Origin of the sequence: Tenacibaculum finnmarkense (genome assembly GCF_900239185.1) — a bacterium.
GTDB lineage: Bacteria > Bacteroidota > Bacteroidia > Flavobacteriales > Flavobacteriaceae > Polaribacter > Polaribacter finnmarkensis.
Genome location: NZ_OENA01000098.1, coordinates 13,483 through 25,372 on the forward strand (window position 1 = coordinate 13,483; position 11,890 = coordinate 25,372).

The following is an 11,890-nucleotide window of genomic DNA, read 5'->3' on the forward strand; positions in this document are numbered from 1 at the left end:
GCTAAGTTTGATTACAGCTAATTTTTTGAAAGGAGTAAAAAGTGGTTTGTATTTTAGGTTTGAACATATACCTACTATCATGACAAAAAAAAATACTTTTTCAAAAAAAATACTAGCCATCTTTTTTGTGTTATATAGTTTTACTATTGCTGCGCAAAATATACCTTTTAATTGTACTTATGACGCTTATTTATTTCAATATAATGATGTTTATTCTATTGATTTAGCATCAGGGAATTCTTATTTAGTTGCAACGGATGTTACTCCAGGAAGTATAAATGCAGCAGCTTATAATCCTACGGATGGATATATTTGGGGGTCATTAAGCACACCATCAAAAACAATTGTACGAATTGGAAAAAATTTTTCAACTACTACTTTTTATGTCGATGAACTTCCTACTAACACAAGATATGTAGGTGATATAAATACAAACGGTGTTTATTATCTTAAAGGAGGAGGTTCAACTTATTATAAAATAGATGTTGATCCTAACTCACCAACATATACGGAGCATTTAGCTACCGCAAATTTATCTAAAAATATAAGCATTCATGATTGGGCTTTTAATGCTGTTGACGGCAATTTATATGCTGTGGAAAAAAACACCAATATTTTATATAGAATAGACCCTAGTAATGGTATTGTAAGTTCATTAGGCGAAGTTCCAATTTTATCAGGATTAAATTATACCTATGGTGCTGTATATTTTGATGCTTCAGGACGATTTTATGTGTCCGCAAATCAAACAGGGACTATATATGTTATTCAAAGCGTGCAAGATTTAACAGGTATAAATACTATAGATTCTAATTTATTTGCATTCGGTCCTTCAAGCGCAAGTAACGATGGTGCACGCTGTCCAACAGCACCTGTGCTACAAGAAATTTGTGACAACGGAATAGATGATGATGGAGATGGTTTGATTGATTGTCAAGATCCTTCTTGTTCAGGATATGGAGAATGTGATGTTATTTTACCACCAACATCAGGAGGAAATGCAGGAGGTTTAGAAAGTAATAATAGATTATCAGAACAAATAAATAAACGAAATTATAATCGTACTAAAGGAAATTATAAATTTGATAAAAAGAAGGCTGCAAGGGTTATAAAATCTAAAAATTATAGAAAAAGAACAAGTGCTGTTTTTAATTTAAATAATTTTATTCCTTTAAATATTATTAATGAAGATGAAATTATAGAATCGTCACCTACCGATTTAATTTCAATTACAAACGCTACAGAAATTTATGCGGTAGATTACATGAAAAGTGGTGTTTCAGTAGCTTCAGTTTTAGCATTGAAAACAGAAAATGGTGTATATGAGCATACCAAATATATTTGCGATCGTTTACTTGGGGCTGAATTAATTTCGGTATCTACCATAGATATTAATGGTCAGCAATTTATTAAATCATTGATTAGAAATACCGATAATACAGTTGAGTTTGTATTAAGTCTTTCGGCTAAAATAGTAAATAATAATGCTAATTTTGAAATAGAAAGTCATTGGAATTTAGATAAATATCAAAGCGATATTCCTTTTTATAATTTTCAAATATGGTCTAATTCTTTAGATGATTTATATCTTTTAGCAAAAGAAGTTATCGATTTATTATCCATAGAAAAACCTATTTTATCTTATAAAATATCGCCACCGCCAACTGTATTTGTTCGAAAAGGAAAATATATTAATGGAGCATTAGCTTTAGAAATTATAAATACGAACGCAAGTGAAAATATTGATTTTGATGCAGGTTTTAGAATCACAGAAACAAGTGATTTAAATAAAACCAATAAGAGAATAGGTTTAGAAAAAAATTATATAACAAACATAAAAATTGAAACAGGGAATTTATTTGATATCGGTTTTAGAATTGGAGACGGAATTAATACGCCAGATGATATTTTTATGTCTGACGGACCTTGGGGAGTTGATGATTCTCAAGCAAATACTAAAGTGATTGATTATGTTGTTTCGGCAAATACTCTTGATTTTGAAAATACCGATTTCCCAATAGAGCGAAATGTCGCGTTAGAGGTAACAACGGATTCTTATTTTGCAGTGCACAGAGCTTTAACACCACGTTTTAAACCTGTAAATTTAGCATATTATAATAGTTTTAATTTAACAGCAAAGGGAACAGGAAATGTTGAGGTTACATTTATAAAACAAAGTATTGCTACTTGGGAAGAGCAATTTAAAGCAACAATTGCTGTAACAGAAAATTTTGAAGATTATGTAATATCTTTTTCAGATTTTAAATCAACTAATGGAACAGAACTTATTTTAAATGATATAACAACTATTGTATTTACCATGTTATCTGAGCAAGGAGCGATGGTTACAAAAAGAATTAATTTAGAAAATATCCGATTTTCGACAGGTACTAAAGTTGTAGTACCTGAATTAATTGCCAAAGGAAATGCTTTAAAAGCAGCTCCAAATCCGTTGGAAACAATATCTGAAATTTATTTTAATACCAATCAGATAGCAACGGTACGACTGGTTATTTACAATCAATTAGGAAGAGTAGTAAAGGAAATTCCTTATAGAACAATAGTTGGTGAAAATAAGATAACACTTAAAAAAGAACGCTTAACTACTGGTTTGTATTTTTGTAAAATTATAGGAGCTTCAGAAGATCATAAAGTTGTAAAATTAATAATCAATTAATGACATAGTTGTTTTATATAAAAAAATAAACCTCGAAATTAAAAGCGCAAAAAAATACGCTACAAGATATTGTAGCGTATTTTAATTATTTTTTTGTCGGAGTAAAATCAAATCCGGCTGACTGATATGAATAGAATACACAAGGTTCTTCAGAAACACACCCTGTAGTGTGAGCTTGATTTGCTGGTACATACCAATAAGATCCAGGTCTCATTCTTTTAGCTTTTTTAGAATCTTCATCTCCCATGGGGTTAATCATTGTTCCAGAAATTACGACAGCTTGATAACTATTACTATGCGTATGTTCTGGTGTAATAAAATTTTCACCTCCTGGGAATTTACCAAAATTACCATGAGCTGTTTCAAAAGTACTTCCATTTGCAGAAGCAAACTTAATAGGAAAACCGTCAAAAGCAGTTGTCCACTCTAACTCTTTAACAGGAAGTATAATTGCTGTTTCTCCATGAGTATTAATTTTTTTAGTATAAGAGGCACAACTAGACATTAAAACCAGTAATAATATAAGGTTTAAAAAATTTAATTTTTTCATGATTATGATTTTTAATTTAATATAAAATTTTTGATTTTTTCACCAATCAAATCTGGATTATCTTCTTGGAGAAAATGAACTCCTTCACCAATATTAACAGATTGTATATTTGGTATATTTTCAATAATCCAATTTCTAACAGATTCTGGCATAAAAGCACCCGGTTCTGCATAGAAAAACAATTTAGGTAATTTAGAATTTTGCAAGATTTTTCTATAGTTTTTGACTATCGAAGCTGTTAATTCTGGTTTTCCATTTAAAGGTACTTGAGTAATAAATTTCCAAATAAGACTTCTGTTTTCTACTGTTTGAAATGGAGCCTTATAACTTTCCAATTCTTTTTTAGTTAAATCTCTTGAAACCCAAGTTGGTAAAATATCGTTTAAAAAAAAGTTATCTTTTGTAATCATCTTATGTCCTTCTAGACTTCTTAATTTATTAAATAAATCAATGTTTTTTTTGGGGAAATATGTCCCAATATCTTGAATAATTCCCTCCATAAATACAATTGATTTTACATTATCTTGATGATTTGCAAAATAATTAAAACCTAAACCAGAACCCCAATCGTGTAAAACTAAAGTAATATTTTCAAGTTTCATTTGCTTAATTAACTTTTCCACATATATATATTGTTCTATAAATGTATAATCTATTGCTGGTTTATCGGATTTCCCCATTCCAATTAAATCAGGAACTATAATATGATGTCCGATTTCTTCAACGTAAGGTATAATATTTCTCCATAAAAAACTACTTGATGGGTTCCCATGCAAAAATAAAACTGGGTTTCCTTTTTCTTCTTTACCGTATTCTAATACGTGCATTTTACTGCCATATATTTCATAATAATTTGAGTGCATGTCGTCACTATCCTGTGCCATAATTTCTATTTTAAAGGTTTTATTGTTAATAAAAACTTGATAATATCAAGTTGAAAATCATCTAATTAGTATTAATCATTATAAATTATTTATGATGCAAATATATAAGACTTGCATATATGAAAAAAATGAATTAATTTTATGGAATTAATAAATTAATTGAATGATGAATATTTCACTACGTAATTTAAAGTTGATTAATGTTATTGTAAAAGAAGGTTCGATAACTAGAGCTTCTGAAAAATTATTTCTTACCCAACCTGCATTAAGCCATCAGCTCAAAAAATTGGAAGAAGAAATTGGATTAAAAATTTTTAACCGATTGAATAAAAAATTAATTCTAACAGATATTGGTCGAGTACTTTATTCTAATTCAGAGAAAATATTAGCATCAATAAATCTACTAAATTTAGAATTAGATGAAATAAAAAAAGGAAATAAAAAGGAAATTAGGTTGACAACTGAGTGTTACACATGCTATCATTGGTTGCCAAGAGTAGTTCAGGAGTTTAGAAAAGAAAATCCAGCTATAAACGTTCAGATTAACATCGAGGCAACGAAAGAACCAATTCAATATCTTTTAGAAGGTAAAATTGATTTGGCTATTGTGAGTAATAAAACAAATCATCCATCAATTCGTTTAGAACCTTTAGTAACCGATGAAATGGTTTTGATTTTATCCAAAATTAATCCATTGAATATATTAGAAAAAATAAATTTAATAGACTTAATTAATCAAAATTTAATTTTATATGATATTCCAGAAAAAAAAAATTATGTTCTTACAAATATCTTACATAATAATATCGGACTCGTAAATTCTATTCAGAAAGTACAATTAACTGAGGCTATTATTGAGTTAGTAAGTGCAAATTTAGGGGTTTCAATAATGGCAAAATGGGCAGTTATACCTTTTTTAAAGAATAAGAATTTAGAGATAATTCCATTCGATTCAATTTTAGGAAAAAGAGATTGGTATGTTGCTAGTCTAAATAATATTTCTAAAATTGAAAATTTATTTATTAACGAAATAAAGAAAGAATTTAAAGAATAAAACAAATATCTACTGATTTCAAAGGTTTCTACCAAGACCATCAAATTTTTAAATTTAGCTTTTATAAAATAAATATAAAAATTTGATGGTCTTTTTAAACGTTACGTTTCCTACACAAATTGTTATTTTTTGAAAAAAACATTCTTTAAGCACCATTTAAAGCGTAAACCAATTTCAGTAAAAGTGAAATCAGCACTACTTGAAATAGCCGAGGCAGAAGCAATATTACTTTGAGTACCATAGATATTTAATAAACTACGTTCTGAAAATTTATATCCTAATTTAGCTTGAATTCTGTAGGTACTTTGTTTTTTGTTTTTTTCAATAAATTGAAATCCTGTAGCGGCAGTTAGTTCATAAAACCACTCTTTATTTTTCGCAATATTTTCATCTTTTATAATATTGATGAAAATTTCAGCAGCACTAAATGTACGCGGGCTAAAATAAATTGTAGGAACTTGATTTTTAAAAGATATGTTCTGATAATTGACACCCGCTTTTAAAGATGGTTTCTTAAATATATTATAGTAAAGCGAAGTAAATAATAAGTTTCGTGTATTTTCATCACTTTGAGAAGTGTAGTAAAGTTGTGTGTACCAACCTAGATTAAAATTGGTATTCAAACTATAATTTATTAAAAAATTATTCTGAATAATTTCTTTGTCTAATAAATCGGCATTAAAATTTTGGACTTCTCTTTTGTAGCCTATTTCTAAATCTTGAAGCTTAAAAGGTTTTATTTTTAAGGATAAATCTGCTAATAATTGACTGAATTTATTTGTATCAGTATCGGAAGCACTAATACCTAAAACACCTTTAAAAGTTGCATTGTTTAATAATTGATACGCTATTCCTGCTGAAAAATTATTAGAAATTCCACTTGCTTTAGTTACAGAATTACTTGTTGTTCTGTAGCTATAATTACCAAATAATTTAAGTTTTGTTGAAAAAGGAAATTCTAAATTAGCAGCATATAAATACGCTTTATTATCAGCATTATCAAATGAGTATGCTGTTTTAACTTCAACAAAAGGTGTAAATGATTTATCTAAATTTTTAATAAAATTAGTCGCATCTTTCTGTTTTTTGTAAAAACTTAAAGTATTTTCAGCACTTTTGTAGGCATCTATAAAGTATCCTGAAGCTTTTAGAGCATTTGCTTTGCCTAAGTTACCATCAAAAGAAGCGCTATCTTTTTTTAATATCAAATTATAATCAGCAATACTTTTTTTAAAATCACTTTTATAAATATTTAAAGTGGCTCTTAATGAAAGTATCCAATTTTCAGAATCTTTATTATTGACTAATAATTTATTAATTTCTTTTTGGGCTAAAGAATATTTGTTATTCCATATTAAAGCTTGTATAAAACGTTCTTTAGTTTGATTTTTTATAGATTTATCAGTAGTATTATTTAAAAGACTGACAGCTTTTTTACTGATGATTAAAGCTTGTTTATCATTACCATCAAGATGATTTGCCAACGATATTCCGTTTAAAGAGGTTAATTTACTTGCTGAATCTTCACCAATAATAATATATGTTTCTTTAGCTTTGTTTATTTGATTTGAAATTAGATAAAGATTAGCTAAGTTTAATAGGGTTTCTTTATCTTTTTTAAAATCGATAAAATTTTCTTTTAGTATATTTTCAGCTTCTATATATTTTTGATCTGTCACTTTACTATTTGCCAAACCTAAACGCATATATTTTTTAGAAATCAACGCATTTTGATTATTAGGCAATACGATTAACGCTTTATTTACGTAAGTAATCGCTTTATCAAATTTTTTTAAATTAGATAAGGTATTCGCATAGCCTAAAAGAGCAGGAAAACTTTTATCATTTTCTGAAATTAAATTTTGATAATAATTTTCAGCTTTATTATAATTTTTATTCCAAAGAAGTGATTCGGCATAATTTAATTTTACTTCAAAATCAGTAGGAAAATCATTTAAAAGATTCGTAAATAATGTAACTGCTTTATAAGAACTTCCATTTAAACCAATAGCTCTACCATAGCAAAGCCTTGCTGTTTTATTAGTTGGATACGTTTTTAAAATGGTTTTAAAAAAAACTTCTGCCTGTTGGTATTTTCCTGTTTCTAAATAGATGAAACCTTCTTTCATATTTTGTGAAAAGATAGCAGTAGTTGTAATAAAAAATACTAAAAATGTAAGGAGTTTAATTTTCATATAGCTTTTTTCTTATTTGCAAGTTAAGGAATCGATTTCATCATTCAACTAAACAAAATAGTTTTTCATCGACAATAGCTAATTTTTTAATAGTTTTAATAAGATATTGGTGTAAGTATTAATCATTAAAAACAATAATTATGGCTTTACAAATTACAAGAAGAAATGGGAAATTTCACCTAAAAGGAAAATTAAATAATACAACATCTAAATTTCTTATTGCTTATTTTGAGCATTTTATCGCTAGAAATAAAAAGGTGATAATAAAAATAGATAAAGTAAATGAAATTACTAGAGATGGTTTAAAAGCAATAAGTACGTTGATTTCGATTGCTTTTAAAAAGAATAAAAAATTTGCAGTTATAGGCTATGGAGCTAAAGAGATTTATGATGAATTTAATCAGATGGATGCAGTATAATTAATTTTTAAAAATAAATAAAATGATTAAAGTTTTAAAACAAGTAAAGCATAAAATATCATCAGAACAATTGTTTATGATAAGTGTTTTACTTGTAAATGGCGGAAATTATGTATATAATTTAGCTTTAGGTAGAATTTTAGGCCCTGCAAAGTTTGCCGATGCAGCTATTATGATTACTTTTTTATTAGTTCTTTCATTTATAGCAATGACTTTTCAGTTAGTAACCGCTAAGTTTTCGGTACTTTTTGAAGATATTGTTTTTAAAAATTTTATATCAAAAATATATAAAAACTCAGCTATTGTAGGAGTGTTTTTAGGAATTTTAATTATGGTATTTGCGTCAGAATTACAAGTTTTTTTTAAAACGACATCTTCTACTATGTTTGTTGTTTTTGGAATCGGAGTTCCTATTTATTTTTTGATGAGTGTAAATAGAGGGGTTTTTCAAGGTAAAAAACAGTTGAAAAAATTATCGATTACTTATCAGTTAGAAATGATAAGCCGTTTATTAATTACTTTCGGATTATTATATTTTTTAAATATTGAATCTTCCATATTAATTGCTTTCGGAATTTTATGTTCTTTCGTATTTGGATTAATTCCGTTTGAATTTAAAAATATTTCTTTTTCTAAAATAGTATCATTAGAAAATACGGAATCTAAAATGGTTCGTAATTTTTTTATAATTACAGCATTTTACGAGTTAACTCAAATAATCATAAATAATAGTGATATTTTATTAGTAAAACATTACTTCGAGCCTTACGATGCAGGTTTATACGCTTCACTTGCCTTAATAGGTAGAGTGGTTTATTTTATCGCTTGGATGTTTGTCATGTTATTATTACCAACGGTTGTTCAATTAAAAAAAGAAGGAAAACCTACCGTGCCAATTTTACTAAAATATGTGGGGTATATTTTTGTAATTTCATCATCAATAATAATGGCGTGTTATTTTTTTCCAGAACAAATTATAGCCATTTTATTTGGAGATGAATATATGGCAATAACGCCTTTATTATGGAAATATGCTGTAGCAACAGGTGTTTTTGCAATCTCAAATATTTTTGCATATTATTATTTATCTTTAGATAAATACATTCCCGTTGTTATTTCAGGACTTTTTGGGATGCTACAAATAGGTTTAATTATTTTATTTCATAAAAATTTAGAACAGGTTGTACATGTACAAATTTTAGCAATGGTTTTATTATTATTGATGCAATTATCTTTTTTCTTTTTGAATGATAAAAAATAGCGTTAAAAAATAATAACTAAACTTTTACACCTTTTAACGATATATGATTCCATTTCAACTATAGTAATACCTGTAAACTCTTTTTTATTACGAAATTTAATATAATCAAAAAGAAAATACTATGAAACTAGCTATTGTAACGGCATATCCGCCAAGTAAAGTAACTCTAAATGAATATGCTTATCATTTAGTAAAAAGCTTTAGACAAAATAAAAAAGTAACCGAATTAGTTTTATTAACAGATGTAACTCCTGAAGGAAAAGACATTCACTTTACAGAAGATGGATGTAAAATTACTATAAAAGAGTGTTGGAAATTTAATAGCTATACAAATGTTATAAAAGTAACAAAAGCTATAAGTGCTATAAAACCAGATGCGATATTGTTTAATTTACAATTTATGAAGTTTGGCGATAAAAAAGTTGCTGCTGCTTTAGGATTAATGTTGCCTTTAGTTTGTAAGATAAAAAAAATACCTACCATTGTATTATTACACAATATTTTAGAACAAACAGATTTAGAAAGCGCAGGTTTTACTTCAAATAAAATAGTACAAAAAGTATATAATTTTATTGGAGAAACACTAACTAAATTAATTTTAAAAGCTGATATTGTAGCTGTTACTATGCATAAGTATGTAACTACTTTACAGGATAAATATAAAGTGAATAATGTAAAAATGATTCCTCATGGAACCTTTGAAATTCCTAATAAACCATCACATATATTGCCAAAAGGAGCTTTAAAAATAATGACTTTCGGTAAATTTGGTACTTATAAAAAAGTTGAAAAAATGATTGAAGCTGTTCAAAAAGTTAGAGTTTCAACAGGTTTAAATTTAGAAATAGTAATTGCAGGAACAGACAATCCGAATGTACCAGGTTATTTAGCATCTGTACAAGAAAAATACAAAAATGTAGCTCAAATAACATTTACAGGTTATGTTGAAGAAGTGGAAGTAGCTCCTTTATTTAATGAAAGTGCTGTTGTAGTCTTTCCTTATACCTCTACAACAGGTAGTTCAGGCGTTTTACACCAAGCGGGTAGTTATGGAAAAGCAGTTGTAATGCCTAATTTAGGCGATTTAGCAACTTTAATTGAAGATGAAGGGTACAGAGGTGAGTTTTTTGAGCCAGAAAATGTAGCTAGTTTAGCCAATGCAATTGAGCTAATCGTAACTAATGAAACACATAGAATAGCTTTAGGAGAAGCAAATTACAAAGCAGCTACCGCATTTCCAATGCAAAGAATTACAGCAATGTATTTAAATCAGTTTGAAGCTATTATAATGGTTAAAAAATTAGCAAAAAAAGTATTAGTTGAATCATAAATTATTTAGAAATATAGTTAAAAGCAGGTTTTTTACGTCCTTTTTTATCAATAAAACCAAATTCTTTTTGAGGATTTATTCGCCAAGGAAGTTTCCCAACAACTTCCTTGGGTACTGTACGAAAATCATATAAAGTCCATGACAGAAAAGGAATGTTGTTTTTGGTTAACAGTTGTTGCATCACTTTATAATAATTAGCTTGTTTTTTTACTGAATTACCAAAAGGTTTCCAAATACCATTATAAGATGAAACTCCAAATTCACCTAAAACAATAGGTTTTTCAGGTATTTTAGTTTTTAATGATTTATAGTTTTTTTCAAAATTATGAATGTCTTCATAATAATGAAAAGAAACAAAATCAACTTTATCTTTTAAAATAGGAGCACTTTCAATATTTGACCAACCAATGGTAATAGCGTGTTTTTTATCAATAGATTTCACTAAAATAGCCATATGATTTAACCAAGCAATAACATTTTCTTTTCCTCTTGATATAAAATCTAAATTCGGTTCATTTTTAATATCCCAAGCAAGTATTGCTTCATGGTTTTTAAATTTTGATACAATAATTTCTGCATGTCGGTGGTTTAAAGTCCAATCTAAAACGTCGTAGTTTCCATAAAAATCGAATAAAGTAACAATAACTTTTAAATTACTTTTTTCAGCACTATCTAAAACTTGTTTTAATTTATTTAGTTTACTGATTTTTACATTTGCTTTACCAAAATCTTCATATTGAAGAAAAATTCTAATCGTATTTAAGTTTGCTTTTTTGATGATTTTAAAATCATTTTCTATAATTTTAATATCAAAATTATCACCAAACATATCCCAAGGTGTATCTTGTGGATAATAATTAATTCCTTTTATATTTAATGAATCGATAGGACTAGCTTTAATTGAATTATCAAAAATTGATGAATTTTCTTTAACTAAGTGTCTAATTCTCCAAAAACCATCTTCTAATAATAAGACCATTTTATAATCGGATACTTCGGTAGTTTCTAAAACTAGTTTTTTATCTTTAAGTATTTTTTTATATTCAACAACATTTTTATCTTCTAAAACAATTGATTGTCCATCTTCACTAAAAAATATAAGATTAGGATTGTGTTTTAATGTGGTACTTTCAATAGTGATTTTTTCTTTTTTATTATGTGCTATAAAATTGAATAAATTTTTGCGTGCATTTTTTGTAAAATAATCATTAATACCACTTTTTAGGTTTGTTTTATTGGCTACATGCTTTACATACCAAGCATCGATATAATCATTTTCGATATTATTTAAGGTTTGTTCATCAATTTTTCTGCCTTGGTTACCATCTTCTTTCCAAATCATTTTAGGTAAATATTGATCTACTTTTTTGACTTCAACATGTAACATTTTACGTCTATCAGCACCCGTATTAAAATGAGTATATAATGAACTTATTAAAAAGATAACGATTGACATAATAAGAACATAGGAAGAAATTAAAATACCTCTCATTATGTTTTTATTAGTGTTATCCATTTTT

General features: G+C 27.2%; 9 protein-coding genes. 5 read left to right on the forward strand and 4 right to left on the reverse strand.

The window, feature by feature from the left end; translation table 11 throughout:
• Nucleotides 1-79: 79 nt before the first annotated feature.
• Complete coding sequence (locus AQ1689_RS12320) at nt 80-2,677, forward strand: DUF6923 family protein (RefSeq protein ID WP_101956275.1); 2,598 nt, start codon at nt 80-82, stop codon at nt 2,675-2,677.
• Nucleotides 2,678-2,762: 85 nt separating this feature from the next.
• On the opposite strand, the gene AQ1689_RS12325 is transcribed toward AQ1689_RS12320, so the two are convergent.
• Nucleotides 2,763-3,227: a DUF4437 domain-containing protein gene (locus AQ1689_RS12325; RefSeq protein WP_101956276.1), complete on the reverse strand. Its 465-nt coding sequence runs from the start codon at nt 3,225-3,227 to the stop codon at nt 2,763-2,765.
• An 11-nt stretch (nt 3,228-3,238) separates the two neighbouring features.
• A complete protein-coding gene (locus AQ1689_RS12330) occupies nt 3,239-4,111 on the reverse strand; it encodes a haloalkane dehalogenase (protein ID WP_101914240.1) in 873 nt (290 codons plus the stop codon).
• 163 nt (nt 4,112-4,274) lie between these two features.
• On the opposite strand from AQ1689_RS12330, the gene AQ1689_RS12335 reads away from it, so the two are divergent.
• Nucleotides 4,275-5,165, forward strand: a complete 891-nt coding sequence (locus tag AQ1689_RS12335; protein WP_101914239.1) for a LysR family transcriptional regulator — start codon at nt 4,275-4,277, stop codon at nt 5,163-5,165.
• Nucleotides 5,166-5,287: 122 nt separating this feature from the next.
• On the opposite strand, the gene AQ1689_RS12340 is transcribed toward AQ1689_RS12335, so the two are convergent.
• Nucleotides 5,288-7,360 (reverse strand): tetratricopeptide repeat protein, encoded by a 2,073-nt coding sequence (locus AQ1689_RS12340; RefSeq protein ID WP_101956277.1) that lies wholly within the window; start codon nt 7,358-7,360, stop codon nt 5,288-5,290.
• A gap of 140 nt (nt 7,361-7,500) precedes the next feature.
• On the opposite strand from AQ1689_RS12340, the gene AQ1689_RS12345 reads away from it, so the two are divergent.
• The 3 genes from AQ1689_RS12345 (at nt 7,501) to AQ1689_RS12355 (ending at nt 10,370) form a co-directional block, all read left to right on the forward strand.
• Entirely contained in the window at nt 7,501-7,779 is a 279-nt protein-coding gene (locus AQ1689_RS12345; protein WP_101956278.1) for a hypothetical protein, read from the forward strand.
• Nucleotides 7,780-7,801: 22 nt separating this feature from the next.
• Nucleotides 7,802-9,040: an MATE family efflux transporter gene (locus AQ1689_RS12350; protein ID WP_101956279.1), complete on the forward strand. Its 1,239-nt coding sequence runs from the start codon at nt 7,802-7,804 to the stop codon at nt 9,038-9,040.
• Nucleotides 9,041-9,161: 121 nt separating this feature from the next.
• On the forward strand, nt 9,162-10,370 hold the full coding sequence (locus AQ1689_RS12355) for a glycosyltransferase (RefSeq protein ID WP_101956280.1): 1,209 nt from the start codon (nt 9,162-9,164) through the stop codon (nt 10,368-10,370).
• Between the two features lies 1 nt (nt 10,371).
• On the opposite strand, the gene AQ1689_RS12360 is transcribed toward AQ1689_RS12355, so the two are convergent.
• Entirely contained in the window at nt 10,372-11,886 is a 1,515-nt protein-coding gene (locus AQ1689_RS12360) for a glycoside hydrolase family 2 TIM barrel-domain containing protein (protein WP_101956366.1), read from the reverse strand.
• Between the last annotated feature and the right edge of the window lie 4 nt (nt 11,887-11,890).

Coding starts and splice junctions, on each gene's coding strand:
- AQ1689_RS12340 (WP_101956277.1), bottom strand. CDS start 7,360: ATGAAAATTAAACTCCTTACATTTTTAGTATTTTTTATTACAACTACT.
- AQ1689_RS12320 (WP_101956275.1), top strand. CDS start 80: ATGACAAAAAAAAATACTTTTTCAAAAAAAATACTAGCCATCTTTTTT.
- AQ1689_RS12350 (WP_101956279.1), top strand. CDS start 7,802: ATGATTAAAGTTTTAAAACAAGTAAAGCATAAAATATCATCAGAACAA.
- AQ1689_RS12335 (WP_101914239.1), top strand. CDS start 4,275: ATGATGAATATTTCACTACGTAATTTAAAGTTGATTAATGTTATTGTA.
- AQ1689_RS12355 (WP_101956280.1), top strand. CDS start 9,162: ATGAAACTAGCTATTGTAACGGCATATCCGCCAAGTAAAGTAACTCTA.
- AQ1689_RS12345 (WP_101956278.1), top strand. CDS start 7,501: ATGGCTTTACAAATTACAAGAAGAAATGGGAAATTTCACCTAAAAGGA.
- AQ1689_RS12360 (WP_101956366.1), bottom strand. CDS start 11,886: ATGGATAACACTAATAAAAACATAATGAGAGGTATTTTAATTTCTTCC.
- AQ1689_RS12330 (WP_101914240.1), bottom strand. CDS start 4,111: ATGGCACAGGATAGTGACGACATGCACTCAAATTATTATGAAATATAT.
- AQ1689_RS12325 (WP_101956276.1), bottom strand. CDS start 3,227: ATGAAAAAATTAAATTTTTTAAACCTTATATTATTACTGGTTTTAATG.